This window comes from Micromonospora sp. NPDC048907, from assembly GCF_055586885.1.
Genome location: NZ_JBVJHI010000002.1, coordinates 612,065 through 625,249 on the forward strand (window position 1 = coordinate 612,065; position 13,185 = coordinate 625,249).

The following is a 13,185-nucleotide window of genomic DNA, read 5'->3' on the forward strand; positions in this document are numbered from 1 at the left end:
GTCCGGCCGGATTCGGCCCCTCCGGCTGGGGCAAGATGAGGTCATGCCCACCCTGCGTCTCGCCCTGTGCCAGGTCGACCCGACGGTCGGCGACATCGCCGGCAACGCCGACATGGTCCGCGGCTGGGCCCGCAAGGCCGCCGACGCCGGCGCCCAGCTCGCCCTCTTCCCCGAGCTGATGCTGACCGGCTACCCGGTCGAGGACCTGGTCTTCCGCCGGTCGTTCGTCGCCGCCTCCCGGGCCGCGCTGCGCCGCCTCGCCGCCGACCTGGCCGCCGACGGCCTCGGTGACCTGCCGGTCCTGGTCGGCTATCTCGACGCGGACGGCCCGCCGCAGGTGAGCGCCGACGCCGAGCCGGGCAGGGGGGCGCGCAACGCGGCGGCGCTGCTGCACCGCGGGTCGGTGGCGGCCGTCTACTTCAAGCACCACCTGCCCAACTACGGCGTGTTCGACGAGGACCGCTACTTCGTCCCCGGCGACGCGCTGACCGTGGTCCGGATCGGCGGGGTGGACGTCGCGCTCACCATCTGCGAGGACCTGTGGCAGGCGGGCGGCCCGTTCGCGGTGGCCCGGCAGGCGGGCGTCGGGCTCGTGCTCAACATCAACGGCTCGCCCTACGAGCTGAACAAGGACGACATCCGGCTGCCGCTGGTCCGCCGCCGGGCCGCCGAGGCGGGCGCCACCATCGCGTACGTGAACATGGTCGGCGGCCAGGACGAGCTGGTCTACGACGGCGACTCGATGATCGTCGACGCGAACGGCACGCTGCTCGCCCGGGCGCCCCAGTTCGTCGAGCACCTGCTGGTGCACGACGTGGAGCTGCCGGCGGCCAGGGAGCCGGTCGACGACGAGGAGGTCGCCGACGACATGCGGATCGTCCGCACCAAGGTCAGCGACACCCTCCCGCCGAGGCACGGGGACGGTGTCGCGGTCGGCGGGATCATCGCGCCGGTCGCCGACGAGGCGGAGGTCTGGCAGGCGCTGGTGCTGGGCCTGCGCGACTATGTGAACAAGAACCGGTTCCCGTCGGTGGTGCTCGGCCTGTCCGGCGGCATCGACTCGGCGGTGGTGGCGGCGCTGGCCGTCGACGCGCTCGGCGCGAAGCGGGTGGTCGGGGTGTCGCTGCCCAGCCAGCACTCCTCCGAGCACTCCCGCGCCGACGCCGAGGAGCTGGCCAAGCGCACCGGCCTCGACTTCCGCATCGAGCCGATCCAGCCCATGGTGGACGCCTTCCTGGCCAACCTGTCGCTCTCCGGCGTGGCCGTGGAGAACCTCCAGGCCCGGGTCCGCGGCGTGATCCTCATGGCGCTGTCGAACCAGGAGGGGCACCTGGTCCTCACCACCGGCAACAAGAGCGAGCTGGCGGTCGGCTACTCCACCCTGTACGGCGACTCGGTGGGCGGCTACAACCCGGTCAAGGACGTCTGGAAGACGCTGATCTGGCGGCTGGCCAAGTGGCGCAACGCCGACGCGGAGCGGCGCGGCGAGACACCGCCGATCCCGGAGAACTCGATCGGCAAGCCGCCGTCGGCCGAGCTGAGCCCCGGGCAGCTCGACAGCGACAGCCTGCCGGAGTACGACGTGCTCGACCCGATCCTGATCGGCTACGTCGACGGCGACCTGGGGCGGGAGGGCCTGATCGCGTCCGGCCACGATCCGGCGGTCGTCGACCGGGTGCTGCGGATGGTGGATACCGCCGAGTACAAGCGCCGGCAGTCGGCCCCCGGCACCAAGATCTCCATGAAGGCGTTCGGCCGGGACCGGCGGCTGCCGGTCACCAACCGCTGGCGCGAGGACGGCTGACCCGCGCCCGGCGCCCCGCCGACGGGAGTGAAATCCTCCACTCCGCCCTGCCCGCGGCCGGTGCCCCGGTGCGACGATCGCGGCGGAACCCGGGGACCGCGAACGCGGCCTCGAGGAAGGAGAGAGTCATGGTGGAGTCCACCCCGACCGAGGTGACCGCCCTCTACGGCGGGCCGGCCACCCGACGGGTCCGCACCCGCGACCTGATCGCCGCCAAGGAGCGCGGCGAGCGCTGGGCGATGCTCACCTCGTACGACCAGTACACCGCCTCGATCTTCGACCAGGCGGGGATCCCGGTGCTGCTGGTCGGCGACTCGGCGGCGAACAACGTCTTCGGCTACGAGACCACCCTGCCGGTGACCGCCGAGGAGCTGCTCCCCCTGGTCCGCGCGGTGGTGCGGGCGACCCGGCAGTCGCTGATCGTCGGTGACCTGCCGTTCGGCTCGTACGAGGAGGGGCCGACGCAGGCGCTGCGGACCGCGGTGCGGTTCATGAAGGAGGGCGGCTGCCACGCGGTGAAGCTGGAGGGCGGCCGGCGCTGCGCCGCCCAGATCGAGGCGATCGTCGGTGCGGGCATCCCGGTGATGGCGCACATCGGTTTCACCCCCCAGAGCGAGCACACCCTGGGCGGCTACCGGGTGCAGGGCCGGGGCGACACCGCCGAGGAGGTCGTCGCCGACGCCCGCGCGGTGGCCGAGGCGGGCGCTTTCGCGGTGGTGCTGGAGATGGTGCCCGGCGAGGTGGCGAAGCGGATCACCGCCGAGCTGCGCATCCCGACGGTGGGCATCGGCGCCGGTCCGGACACCGACGGGCAGGTGCTGGTCTGGCAGGACATGGCCGGGCTGCGCACCGGCCGGGCCCCGCGCTTCGTGAAGCGCTACGCCGACCTGGCCGGCGCGCTGACCGACGCCACCCGCCGCTATGCCGAGGAGGTGCGCGGCGGCCAGTTCCCGGCCGCCGAGCACACCTTCTGACCGTACGCCGGGCGGTGCGGCTCCCGGCCGCGCCGCCCGGCCGGTCAGACCACGCAGAACTCGTTGCCCTCCGGGTCGGCGAGCTGCGCGGAGTAGTAGCCGTTGTCGGGGTCGTCCATCGAACCGAGCACCCGCGCGCCCAGGGCGGTCAGCCGGGTCACCTCGGCGTCGACGCGGGAGCGCCGTTCGGCCACCGGCACCCCACGCCCGCCGCCGACCTTCAGGTCGATGTGCAGCCGGTTCTTGATTGTCTTGGCCTCCGGGACCGGCTGGAACCAGATCCGCGGGCCGGCGCCGGTCGGGTCCTCCAGGCGGTCGGCGCAGTCGCCCTCGCCGAGCTCCTCGGGCGGGATGCCGACCGACAGGTACCAGTCCCGCCAGGTCGGCTGCCCGTCGGGCGGCGGCTGCGGCCGGTAGCGCAGCGCCTGCGCCCAGAACGCGACGAGCCGCGACGGCTCCCGACAGTCGATCACCAGTTGCCATTCCATGCGGCGATGGTGCCGCACGGGTACGACGTCACAGGTCGGTGACGCGGATGCCGGCGTGCGCCTTGTAGCGCTTGTTGATCGCGATCAGGTTGGCGGTGAACGCCTCGATCTGGTGGGCGTTGCGCAGCCGGCCGGCGTAGATGCCCCGCATCCCGGGGATCCGGGCGGCGAGCGCGGCAACCACTCCGACCAGCTCCCGGTCCTCGGTGCAGATCAGCACGTCGAGGTCGATCCGGTCGACCTCCGGGTCGGCCAGCAGCGGCGCGCTGACGTGGTTGAAGGCGGCGCAGACCCGGGAGTCGGGCAGCAGCCCGGCGGCCTGCTGCACGGCGCTGCCCTCGGCCACGGTCAGCGCGTACGGGCCCTGCTTGTCGAAGCCCAGCGGGTTGACACAGTCGATGACGATCTTGCCGGCGAGTGGGCCGGCCAGCGCACCGACGACGGCGGCGTGCCCGTCCCACGGCACCGCGATGATGACCACGTCGCTGCGGCGGGCTACCTCGTCGTTGTCCGCGCCCGCGACGGTGGCGCCGGCCGGCACGCCGGGCAGGGCGGCGATCTCGGCGGCGGCCTGGGCGGCCCGGTCGGCGGCGCGGGAGCCGATGAGCACGGCCTGCCCGGCCCGGGCGAACCGGTAGGCGAGACCCCGCCCCTGGTCGCCGGTGCCACCGATGATGCCGACGGTCAGCCCGGAGACGTCGGGCAGGGTGGTCGCGTCGTAAGCCATACGGGTCATCCTCGCAAAGGTCACCGCACGGCGGCGCGGCCGGGCGCTGTGACAATCCCCGCCCTCCGCCGCCTCACGCCTTCTCGAAGGCGACCTTGCGCTCGGCCGGGTCGGCGACGGTCAGGCGGACCCGGACCCGCTCGCCGAGCGGCAGGTCGCCGGTGCAGCGGGCGCGCACCGGCGGCTCGTCCAGCGCGACGGTGCCGCCGGGCGGGCGCCCCGGACGGCCGTTGCCCGCCGGGCGCGGCTCGTCGACGTCCACCACCGCCGCCTCGAAGGTCTCGCCCACGCGATGTGCCAGCAGCACCGCCTCGGCCAGTTCGACCGCGCCCCGGGTGGCCGCGGACGCGGTCCGGTCGGTGGTGGCCATCACCTCGGGCAGCTTCGGCAGCGCGACGCGGACGTGCTCGGGGACCTCCCGGCCCTCGTGCAGGGCCAGGCAGACCTCGGTGGCGTACCGGTCGGCGAGCCGGCGCAGCGGCGCCGTCACGTGGGCGTACGCGGCGGCCACCCCGCCGTGCTCCGGCTGCTCGGGCGGCTCCCCGTCGAACGCCGTGTACGCGGCGCCGCGCATCAGCTCGGCGGCCTGGTCGACGAAGGCCGCCGCCCGGGGCTGCGAGGCGTCCAGCGCGGCGAGCACCGTGCCGACCGTGGCGCCGGCCGGCCAGGGCACGCCGAGCGGCCCGGCGGCCAGCCGCAGCCGGTCGACCGCCTCGGGCCGGGGCGGCGGCATCGTGCGCAGCAGCCCGATCCGGCCGGCCAGCATGATGTCGGCGGCGGCCATCCCGGTCAGCAGGGAGATCTGGGCGTTGTGCTCCTCCATGGGGCCGGGCCCGCGCAGCACCAGCCGCCAGCCGTCGCCGTCCGGCTCGACGTCCTGCTCGGGCAGCGGCAGGTTGATCGCGCCCCGGCGCAGCCCGCGCGCGGTGAGCAGGGCGCCGATCTCGGGCAGCAGGGCGATCGGCTCGGGCAGCCGGCCGGCGTCGGCGTCGCGCTGCACGCCGGAGTAGTCGAGCTTGGCCCGGCTGCGCACCCGGGCCCGTTCGAGGGTGACGGCGACCGTGCCGCCGTCGGCGTCGATGTCGATGGTCCACAGCACCGCCGCCCGGTCGGCGTCGGGCAGCAGGCTGGCCGCCCCCTCGCTCAGCGTGTGCGGGTGCAGCGGCACGTTCCCGTCGGGCAGGTAGACGGTCTGCCCCCGGCGCCAGGTCTCCGCCTCGAGCGTCCCGCCGGGCCGGACGTGGGTGAACACGTCGGCGATCGCGTACCGGATGCGGAAGCCGCCACCGGGACGGCGGGCGAGGTGCATGGCCTGGTCGAGGTCGCGCGAGGTCGCCGGGTCGACGGTGACGAACGGGATGTCGGTCCGGTCGGCGACGGCCGGCAGCGGCGCGGTGGCGGCCGCGTCGGCCTCGCGCTGCGCCGCGGGCGGGAAGTCTTCGGGAAGTCCCAGCTCGCGGCGCAGCGCGCCGAAGTCGATGCGGGGCGCCAGTACGCGTCGGATCACCACGGGGTCAATCCTGACAGCGCCCCGCGTGATCCGCTCACCGGCACGCGCCGGTCAGCGGCGGGCGGACCCCGTCAGGCGGTGGCCTTGCGTGCCGGCGCCTTGCGCGCGGTGGTCTTCTTGGCGGCCGTCGTCTTCTTGGCCGGGGCCTTCTTCGCCGCGGTGGTCTTCTTCGCGGTGGTGGCCTTCTTGGCGGGTGCCTTCTTCGCCGCCGTCGTCCGCTTCGCCGCGGGACGGGTCGAGGCGGTGGTCTTCTTGGCCGGGGCCTTCTTCGCGGCGGTGGTCTTCTTGGCCGGGGCCTTCTTGGCGGCCGTGGTCTTCTTGGCCGGGGCCTTCTTCGCGGTCGTCGTCCGCGTCGCCGCGGTCGTCGTCTTCCGCGCCGGGGTGGTCGTCTTCCGCGCCGCGGTGGTCTTCTTCGCCGCCGTCGTCTTCTTGGCGGCCGCCTTCTGCGCGGTGGTGGTCTTCTTCGCGGTGGTCTTCTTGGCAGGCGCCTTCTTGGCGGTGGTCTTCGTGGCCGGCGCCTTCTTCGCGGGCGCCTTCCGGGCCGCCGACACGGCCTTCCTGGCTGTCGCCTTCTTCGCTGCGGCCTTCTTCGCCGGCACCCGGCCGGCGCCGGCGCCGGAGGCGTTCGGGGACGCCTTGGTGGCCGTCGTCCTGCCCGCGGTGGTCCTCTTCGCGGTCGTCCGTTTCGCGGCCGGGCGGGTGGCCTGCTGTGCTTCGGCCATCTCGGTTCCCTTTCCTGGGACGTGCTCTCGCCCTCGCGGAGCACGGATCACCTCGACGCGGGCCGTCCCGCGCCGTCTACCTGTTCTCCCCGGCCCAACGGGCGTCCTCCGCCTCCCACGCTTCGTTGCGCTCCCGCACCTGCTGCAGGGCGTTCTCCGCGTCGGCGGCTGAGGCGTACGGTCCGAGAACGTGCTTCGCGGGACACACGTCGGCATCGGTCTCGACCCGGTGGTGACGGGTGCACCAGTAGTAGTGCCCGCCACCACGTCCGTCGTCGCTCATGCGATCACTGTGCACCGCCAACCGCCCGGCCGCCACCGGAACGCCGGAAATAGTCCCCGATGTCCTCCACAGTAGACCTGGTCAGAGCGGTTCCGGGCCGTAACGGCGAAAGACGGGGCAGCCGGCTGCCGGGTCGAGGGCGCACAATCCCGGGGTGCGCTTCGGGGGAGGACGGTCGGCACGCCGGCGACGCGGGCTGCTGGCCGGCACGGCGCTGGCGGTGCTCGTGGCGGTCGGGCTGACGCTGGGGGTTCCGCTGCTGCGCGACCGGTCCCAGCACCGGCTGGAACGCCGGGCCGACCGGGAGGTGACGGCCACCGCCCAACGCACCCGGTCCCTCCTGCTGGCCGAGCCGGCGGCGCGGGAGGCCGACCTGCGGTTCGCCGCCGACACCGTGGACGGCGTCGAGGTCCTGTCGGCGGCGGCGGGTGTCGCCGAGGTCCGGCTGGTCTTCCGGGTACGCGTGGTGAAGACCGCCGCGTCGGTGTTCGGCTGGCAGCGGGCCGAGTCCAGCGCCTGTTTCGCCCAGTCGGTGCGCCCGGGCGCCACCCCCGCCCCGCTGGAGCGGCTGCCCTGCCCGCGCTGACCCGCCCCTCCCCCGAACGGCCGGTACCAGCGCCGGCCGGTTCCCGACAGGATCACCCCTCATGATCACCACGTTGGCGGGCGCGGGAACGTGTCCGGAGTGCGGGGCGGCGACCGTGTCGATCCGCGAGGCGCTGCCCTGGTGCGCCGGTTGCGAGTGGAACCTCGACGGCTACGACCGGGCCCGCCAGGCGCCCGAGCTGGGCTGGTCCTGGATCGACCGGCGGACCTACCGGCTGGCCGCCCGGCTGACCCGCCAGCAGTACGCGGACCTGGTCGGCCGGCCGCTGGAGTCGACCGGGTGGAGCGTGGCCGGCGCGCTGACCGTGGGCATCTCCGTCCTGCTCCTGGTCGGGGTGCTGGCCCTCGCGGTGACCGGGGTGTGGCTGCTGTTCGCGTACCCGTTCCCGAACTTCGCGGTCGTCCTGGGGGTGGCGCTCATCGCGCTGGCGCTGGCCCTGCGCCCGCGTTTCGGCCGCGTCCCGCCGGAGGTGGACGTGCTCACCCGCGCCGAGGCACCCGAGCTGCACGCCCTGGTCGAGGAGGTGGCGAAGCGGATCGGCGCGCCGGTGCCGCACGTGCTGGGGGTCGACAGCGACCTCAACGCGTACGCGACCGCGGTGGGACTGCGCCGGCGCCGGCTGCTCTGCCTCGGGCTGCCGCTGTGGGGCGCTCTGGACGGGCCGGCGCGGGTGGCGCTGCTCGGTCACGAGCTGGGCCACTTCGTCAACGGCGACGTGCGGCGCGGGCCGCTCACCCAGCCGGCGCTGACGATGCTCGGCACGGCCGCCGACCTGTTCCGGCCGGCGCCCGGCACGCACGGCGCGGGGCTGATCGTGCTGATCGGCGAGTGGCTGGGCCGGATGGTGTCGTGGGCGCTGTCCCGGCTGCTCTTCGTCGGTCACCTGGCGCTGGCCGCCACCGCGCTGCGCGGCAGCCAGCGGGCCGAGTACCTGGCCGACGAGATGGCCGCCCGGGCGGCCGGCACGGCGGGCGCCACCCGCCTGCTCGACGTGCTGCTCAGCACCGAGTCGGTGGCGCTGGTGGTGCGGCAGGCGGCCCGGGGCGGGCACGGGGCGGCGGCCTGGCGGGCCGGGACGGCCCGCTCGCTGGACGCGGCGGTCGACCGGCTGCCGCTGGTGCGCCAGCTCTCCGTCCGGGAGGGCATGTCGCTGTTCGCCACCCACCCCCCGGCCGGCCTGCGCCACCGGATGCTCACCGCGCGGTCCTGGCAGGACCCGGCCGTGGTGCTCACCGAGGCCCGGGCCGAGCGGATCGACGCGGAGCTGGCCCGGCACTACGAGCGGGCCGGCCGGATGGCCGCCTGGGAGAGCTGACGCCGCGTCGCGGGCCGCCGCGTCAGGTGGGTGTCGGCACGGGCTCCGGCACGGGTTCGGCGGCCGGCGCCGGCCGGGCGGCGGCGACGGTGTAGGCCACCGCGTACGGGGTGCAGGCCAGGTAGAAGACGGGCTCGACGAGCACCAGGTCGGTGATGAGGAACCGTTCCCAGGCGGTGGGGCGGGGCAGCCCGAACGACGAGTCGGTCCAGCAGGTGAGCAGCCACAGCGGGGCGGAGATCCGGTCCACCGTGTCCGGGGGCAGGCCGTCGGCGACCGGCCCGACGGGGGTCGCCGGGATGGTGGACACCACCGCCAGGACGACCGCGGCGTCGGCCGCGACCAGCGCGCCGAGCACCCCGACGACCCAGGCCAGCCGGGTCCGTCCCCGGCGGGCGAGGATCCCTGCGCCCCAGAGGACCGGCACCAGGAGAGCGAGCCAGAGCAGGAGCCCGGGCACGGTGCCCGGCAGGCGCCGATCGTCCCGGCCTGCGAGCGCGGCGAGCACCACCGTCACGGTCAGCCCGATCGGCAGCACGACGCCGAGCGCGGTGGCCAGGGGTCCGGTGCGTACGGTCCGCCGCGCGGCCCGGGTGACGAGGAGGGCGAGCAGCGTGCCCGCCACCGCGGTGAGGCCGGACCAGAGCGGCAGCTGCACCGCGGTCGCCCAGGCGAGGTGGACGTCGAGCCAGGCGTACGCCACGTTCATCACCACGGCGGCGAGCACCACGACGGCGACGCACGCCGGCGGGGCGAGCAGCAGCACCCTGGCGGTACGCCGCAGCCGCCCGTGCAGCAGGGCCCGGTCGACCATCGGCGCACCGGCCCGGCTGGCGGCGAGGCTGGCCGCGAAGCGCAGCATCCGCCACCGTTGCCCGTGTCCGGCCAGGACGTGCAGCTCCGCGTCCCACTCCCGGACCAGCTCGGCGCGCAGCTCCGCGGGCCAGCGCCGCGCCGCCGCCCGGAGCAGGAGACCGGCCAGCCGCCGGGTCACCACGCCGGGGCTCCCGTCGGCTCGGCGCCGCCCCGGACGGTCCCGCTGTCGGGGGTGAGGGCACGCAGTTCGGCCAGCGCCAGCCGGGCGGCACCCACCCCCTCGCCGGTGAGCCGGTAGTAGCGGCGGGCGGGCCGGCCGGCGGCGACCGGATCCACCTCCTCCCAGTCGGCGGCGAGCCAGCCGGCCGCCTGGAGCCGGTGCAGGACCGGATAGAGGGTGCCGCTGGCCAGGCCGGTCAGCTTCATCAGGTCGAGCCCGTAGCGCGGGGCCTCGGGGTCGGCGAGGAGCGCGGAGAGCACCTTGGCCACCGGGATCGTCAACCGCATGGGCGGGACTATATCGCGACTCTACATAGATTCGCGCGGCACGCCGGGCAGGAACGCCCGCCTACTCGACGACCCGCTGGAGGAAGGCGGCGAGGTTGGCCGTGGTCCGGTCGATCTTGTCGGCCAGCGTGAGGGACTCGTCGAGGCGCCGGCCGGCGTTCTTCTTCCCCCGCAGGTAGAGGGAGCAGGCCAGGTCGGCGCAGAGGTAGCTGCCGACCGAGTTTCCGGCCCGGCCGGCCGGGCCCGCCTTGCGGGCGGTCATCAGCGTGACGCCGTCCCCGGTGTGCGTGGTCAGGCAGAGCGAGCACATGCTGCGCCGGCCCCGCCCGGCCTGCGAGGCCACCCGCAGGGCCACGCCGAGCAGCCCGGCGCCGGACTCGGCGACCAGGTAGGCCCGCTCGGTCGCGGCGGAGTCGCGCCAGCCCAGGAAGTCGAGGTCCGCCCAGGGGCGCTCGGCCAGATCCCGGGGCAGGGCCAGGCGCTTGGCCTCGCCCTTGGTGCAATTGACGAAGGAAGCCCGGATGGCGGGCTCGGACAGGGGTGTCATAGGCGCTAGTCTAGGCCTCCTAGGTAAAAGGCTAGAGAATCTAGACGTGGGGTGGGACACATGGCCCGTACGGGGTTGACGGTCGAGCGCCTGACCCTGGCGGCGGCGGAGATGGCCGACGAGGTCGGCTTCGAGAACGTCACCGTCTCGGCGCTGGCCCGCCGGTTCGGGGTCAAGGACGCGAGTTTGTACTTCCACCTCAGGAACGCCCAGGAGCTGCGGGTCCGGGTGGCCATGCTGGCCCTGGCGGAGATGGCCGACCGGGCCGCCGACGCGCTCGCCGGCCGGGCGGGTAAGGACGCGCTGGTCGCCTTCGCCGACGCCTACCGCGACTACGCCCTCCAGCACCCCGGCCGGTACGCCGCGGCGCAGCTGCAACTCGACCGGGAGACCGCCGAGGCGAGCGCGGCACGGCGGCACGCCGACATGACCCGCGCGATCCTGCGCGGTTACCGGCTGGCCGAACCCGACCAGACCGACGCCGTACGCCTGCTGCACAGCACCTTCCACGGCTACGTGTCGCTGGAGCGGGCCGGTGGCTTCCGGCACACGCCGCGGACGACCGACGCCACCTGGTCGCGCACCCTCGACGCGCTGGACGCCCTGCTGCGGAACTGGCCGCCGGGCTGACGCGGGGCTACTGGGGCAGCCGGCGGACGGCCAGCAGGGCGATGTCGTCCGTGGGGTGCTCGGTGTCCAGGGTGGCCATGACGGTGGCGGCCACCGTGTCGACAGGAGCCAGCGGGACGGCCGCGGTCAACCGGGCCATGCCGGCGTCGAACAGCTCCCCACGACGCTCGACCAGCCCGTCGGTGTAGGCGACCAGGACCGAGCCCGGCGGGAAGTCGGCCGTCATGCTGCGCCGCTTCCGACTCCGGCCCGCGCCGAGCGGCGGATCGATGTACGCGTCGAGCACGGTGTTCGCGCGGCCGGGCGCGGCCAGCACCGGGCGCGGATGGCCCGCCACGGAGACGCGCAGGGTCTCCCGGTCGGGGGAGATCATCAGATACAGCGCGGTGGTCAGGCTGCCGGCCTCGAAGTGGACCACCTTCCGGTCGAGCAGGGTGAGCACCTCCGCCGGGTCGTCGGAGACCAGCGAGTAGGCGCGCAGCGCGCTGCGGACCCGGCCCATCACGACGGCGGACGCGAGCCCGTGCCCGGAGACGTCGCCGACGACCACGCCCAGCCAGCCCGACGGCAGGGTGAAGACGTCGTACCAGTCGCCGCCGACGCCGGAGGCGTGGCCCGGGATGTACCGGCCGGCCAGCTCCAGGTCGGGCAGACGGGGCAGCTCGGTGGGGATGAGGCTCCGTTGCAGGGCCAGGGCCGCGGTCTGGTCCAGGGTGTTCGCCCGGGCGCTGCTGGCCAGGCTGACCCGGTCGGCGGCCAGTTCGAGCAGGCGGACGTCGTCGAGGGTGAACTGTCGCGGGGCCAGGGTGCCCACGTGCAGCACGCCGACGAGTTCGCCCCGGGCCATGATCGGCACGCCCAGGAGGGACCGCACCCCGGTCTGGATGAGCACCGGGTTCACGACGTTGTCGCGGGTCACCGTCTGGATGATGACCGGCTGGCGGGTGAGCGCGACCTGGCCGGCGAACCCGCGGCCCACGGAGACCCGGAAGCCCTGCCGGACCTCCTCCTCCAGCCCCCGGGCGGCGGTGGCCACCAGCTGCTGGGCGCGGACGTCGAGCAGGAGGATCGCGGCCGTGTCGACCCGCAGCAGGTCACGCACCCGGTCGAGCAGCTCGTCGAAGAGATCGGCGACATCGAGTCGGGACAGCGTCGCGTCGGTTACCGCCTCGATGCGGCGTAACCACTGCTCGTCCCCGAGGACCTCCGCCTGAACCACCCCACGATCCTAGTTGCGCCCCGGCAAGTTCCGCTTCCGGCGACCCCTCGGACGGCCGTCCCGCCGGTTGGTCGGATCGGACATCCGGCGCGCGGGGTGACGGACGAGTAGACGGTACGCCGGATTCGCGAGGTGATTCGCCCCCGTGGGATCGCCGAGGGAGTCCCGCGTCACGCCGGCTACCGCTCAGATCGTGCGTCGCAGCGCCGTCTCCACGGCGTCGACCAGCGGGTCGCCCTCGTTCCGGGGGTGCCGGGCGAGACCGAACTCGACGTCCGGCAGGGCGGGCAGGGCGTTCGAGTCGTGGCAGGCCATGACCGGTTCGAGGTTCGCGGGCATGAGCGCGGCGACGCCGAGCCCGGCCCGTACCGCGGCGAGCACACCGAGCAGGCTGTTGCTCTCGAACGTCACCCGCCAGCGCCGATCGGTCCGTTTCAAGGTCTCCAGCACCGACGTACGCCAGGAGCACGGGTTCGAGAACAGCACCACCGGCAGCGGATCGGCGGCCACGTCCACTCCCTGGCCGACGGCCCAGACCAGCGGGCGGCGCACCGTCCAGCGGGGCGGCCCGGGAAGGTCCGGCAGCGCGTCGAGAACGAGTTGGACGCGGCCCGCGTCGTAGGCCTCCCGCATCGCGGCGCTGGAGATGCTGAGCACCTCCAGCGTGGCGCCGGGGTGCAGCCGGGCGAGGTCGGCGAGGGCCTGCGGAAGTTGCGACGCGGCGAGGTCCTCGAGCAGCCCGACGACGCAGTGCCCGGTGAGCGCACGTCCGGTTTCGGTGAGCGCCTGCGCGGAGAGCGACAGGATGCGTTCGGCGTACGGCAGCAGTTCCTCACCCGCCCGGGTGGGCGAGACGCCGGCCGGCGACCGGTTGAGCACCGGACGGCCGACAACCCTCTCGAGCTTGCGCAACTGCTGGCTGAGCGCGGGCTGGGTCTGGCCGAGCGCGGTGGCGGCCCGACTGATGCTGCCCGCCCGGACGGCGGTCACGAACGACCGCAGCAACGCGGTCTCCAGATCCTTGGCCATAACCAAT

Annotated in this window: 15 protein-coding genes; 5 read left to right on the forward strand and 10 right to left on the reverse strand. The window is 74.6% G+C overall.

The annotated features are described in order from the left end of the window. The first annotated feature begins 43 nt into the window (after window positions 1-43). Both ACZ6PY_RS07895 and panB read left to right on the forward strand, forming a co-directional pair. Complete coding sequence (locus ACZ6PY_RS07895; RefSeq protein WP_466070227.1) at window positions 44-1,804, forward strand: NAD+ synthase; 1,761 nt, start codon at window positions 44-46, stop codon at window positions 1,802-1,804. A gap of 128 nt (window positions 1,805-1,932) precedes the next feature. Beyond that, window positions 1,933-2,778 carry a 3-methyl-2-oxobutanoate hydroxymethyltransferase gene (gene panB / locus ACZ6PY_RS07900; protein WP_466070229.1) on the forward strand — a complete coding sequence of 282 codons (846 nt, stop codon included), beginning with the start codon at window positions 1,933-1,935 and terminating at the stop codon, window positions 2,776-2,778. 44 nt (window positions 2,779-2,822) lie between these two features. Here the strand turns inward: panB and ACZ6PY_RS07905 are convergent, their stop codons facing one another. The 5 genes from ACZ6PY_RS07905 to ACZ6PY_RS07925 all read right to left on the reverse strand — a co-directional run bounded on the left by ACZ6PY_RS07905 (window position 2,823) and on the right by ACZ6PY_RS07925 (window position 6,508). Further along, a complete protein-coding gene (locus ACZ6PY_RS07905; protein ID WP_466070231.1) occupies window positions 2,823-3,266 on the reverse strand; it encodes a VOC family protein in 444 nt (147 codons plus the stop codon). Window positions 3,267-3,294: 28 nt separating this feature from the next. Then, window positions 3,295-3,993, reverse strand: a complete 699-nt coding sequence (gene npdG, locus ACZ6PY_RS07910) for an NADPH-dependent F420 reductase (protein ID WP_466070233.1) — start codon at window positions 3,991-3,993, stop codon at window positions 3,295-3,297. A gap of 73 nt (window positions 3,994-4,066) precedes the next feature. Next, window positions 4,067-5,503 carry an RNB domain-containing ribonuclease gene (locus ACZ6PY_RS07915; protein WP_466070235.1) on the reverse strand — a complete coding sequence of 479 codons (1,437 nt, stop codon included), beginning with the start codon at window positions 5,501-5,503 and terminating at the stop codon, window positions 4,067-4,069. A 71-nt stretch (window positions 5,504-5,574) separates the two neighbouring features. After that, window positions 5,575-6,225, reverse strand: coding sequence for a histone (locus ACZ6PY_RS07920; protein ID WP_466070237.1), 651 nt, complete (start codon window positions 6,223-6,225; stop codon window positions 5,575-5,577). A 76-nt stretch (window positions 6,226-6,301) separates the two neighbouring features. After that, window positions 6,302-6,508, reverse strand: a complete 207-nt coding sequence (locus ACZ6PY_RS07925) for a hypothetical protein (RefSeq protein WP_466070239.1) — start codon at window positions 6,506-6,508, stop codon at window positions 6,302-6,304. A 154-nt stretch (window positions 6,509-6,662) separates the two neighbouring features. Here ACZ6PY_RS07925 and ACZ6PY_RS07930 point away from each other — a divergent pair, with 154 nt between their 5' ends. After that, window positions 6,663-7,094 carry a hypothetical protein gene (locus ACZ6PY_RS07930; RefSeq protein ID WP_466070241.1) on the forward strand — a complete coding sequence of 144 codons (432 nt, stop codon included), beginning with the start codon at window positions 6,663-6,665 and terminating at the stop codon, window positions 7,092-7,094. A 61-nt stretch (window positions 7,095-7,155) separates the two neighbouring features. Beyond that, entirely contained in the window at window positions 7,156-8,430 is a 1,275-nt protein-coding gene (locus tag ACZ6PY_RS07935; protein ID WP_466070243.1) for a M48 family metallopeptidase, read from the forward strand. Window positions 8,431-8,452: 22 nt separating this feature from the next. Here ACZ6PY_RS07935 and ACZ6PY_RS07940 read toward each other — a convergent pair whose 3' ends face one another. The 3 genes from ACZ6PY_RS07940 to ACZ6PY_RS07950 form a co-directional block, all read right to left on the reverse strand. Continuing rightward, the gene (locus tag ACZ6PY_RS07940) at window positions 8,453-9,427 is read right to left on the reverse strand and encodes a hypothetical protein (protein ID WP_466070245.1); all 975 of its coding nucleotides are present in this window, start codon (window positions 9,425-9,427) and stop codon (window positions 8,453-8,455) included. Beyond that, the gene (locus ACZ6PY_RS07945) at window positions 9,421-9,753 is read right to left on the reverse strand and encodes a PadR family transcriptional regulator (RefSeq protein WP_466070247.1); all 333 of its coding nucleotides are present in this window, start codon (window positions 9,751-9,753) and stop codon (window positions 9,421-9,423) included. The genes ACZ6PY_RS07940 and ACZ6PY_RS07945 overlap by 7 nt, the downstream gene beginning before the upstream one ends. A gap of 61 nt (window positions 9,754-9,814) precedes the next feature. Continuing rightward, on the reverse strand, window positions 9,815-10,300 hold the full coding sequence (locus ACZ6PY_RS07950; RefSeq protein ID WP_466070249.1) for an FBP domain-containing protein: 486 nt from the start codon (window positions 10,298-10,300) through the stop codon (window positions 9,815-9,817). Between the two features lie 60 nt (window positions 10,301-10,360). Here ACZ6PY_RS07950 and ACZ6PY_RS07955 point away from each other — a divergent pair, with 60 nt between their 5' ends. Then, window positions 10,361-10,930, forward strand: coding sequence for a TetR/AcrR family transcriptional regulator (locus tag ACZ6PY_RS07955; protein ID WP_262282292.1), 570 nt, complete (start codon window positions 10,361-10,363; stop codon window positions 10,928-10,930). A gap of 7 nt (window positions 10,931-10,937) precedes the next feature. On the opposite strand, the gene ACZ6PY_RS07960 is transcribed toward ACZ6PY_RS07955, so the two are convergent. Then, complete coding sequence (locus ACZ6PY_RS07960; RefSeq protein ID WP_466070251.1) at window positions 10,938-12,149, reverse strand: PP2C family protein-serine/threonine phosphatase; 1,212 nt, start codon at window positions 12,147-12,149, stop codon at window positions 10,938-10,940. A gap of 186 nt (window positions 12,150-12,335) precedes the next feature. Continuing rightward, on the reverse strand, window positions 12,336-13,178 hold the full coding sequence (locus tag ACZ6PY_RS07965) for a LysR family transcriptional regulator (protein WP_466070253.1): 843 nt from the start codon (window positions 13,176-13,178) through the stop codon (window positions 12,336-12,338). Window positions 13,179-13,185: the final 7 nt, after the last annotated feature.

What these genes read in the sequence shown, in the direction of transcription:
- ACZ6PY_RS07895 (WP_466070227.1), top strand. Translation starts at nt 44, where the DNA reads ATGCCCACCCTGCGTCTCGCCCTGTGCCAGGTCGACCCGACGGTCGGC.
- panB (WP_466070229.1), top strand. Translation starts at nt 1,933, where the DNA reads ATGGTGGAGTCCACCCCGACCGAGGTGACCGCCCTCTACGGCGGGCCG.
- ACZ6PY_RS07905 (WP_466070231.1), bottom strand. Translation starts at nt 3,266, where the DNA reads ATGGAATGGCAACTGGTGATCGACTGTCGGGAGCCGTCGCGGCTCGTC.
- npdG (WP_466070233.1), bottom strand. Translation starts at nt 3,993, where the DNA reads ATGGCTTACGACGCGACCACCCTGCCCGACGTCTCCGGGCTGACCGTC.
- ACZ6PY_RS07920 (WP_466070237.1), bottom strand. Translation starts at nt 6,225, where the DNA reads ATGGCCGAAGCACAGCAGGCCACCCGCCCGGCCGCGAAACGGACGACC.
- ACZ6PY_RS07925 (WP_466070239.1), bottom strand. Translation starts at nt 6,508, where the DNA reads ATGAGCGACGACGGACGTGGTGGCGGGCACTACTACTGGTGCACCCGT.
- ACZ6PY_RS07935 (WP_466070243.1), top strand. Translation starts at nt 7,156, where the DNA reads ATGATCACCACGTTGGCGGGCGCGGGAACGTGTCCGGAGTGCGGGGCG.
- ACZ6PY_RS07945 (WP_466070247.1), bottom strand. Translation starts at nt 9,753, where the DNA reads ATGCGGTTGACGATCCCGGTGGCCAAGGTGCTCTCCGCGCTCCTCGCC.
- ACZ6PY_RS07950 (WP_466070249.1), bottom strand. Translation starts at nt 10,300, where the DNA reads ATGACACCCCTGTCCGAGCCCGCCATCCGGGCTTCCTTCGTCAATTGC.
- ACZ6PY_RS07955 (WP_262282292.1), top strand. Translation starts at nt 10,361, where the DNA reads ATGGCCCGTACGGGGTTGACGGTCGAGCGCCTGACCCTGGCGGCGGCG.
- ACZ6PY_RS07965 (WP_466070253.1), bottom strand. Translation starts at nt 13,178, where the DNA reads ATGGCCAAGGATCTGGAGACCGCGTTGCTGCGGTCGTTCGTGACCGCC.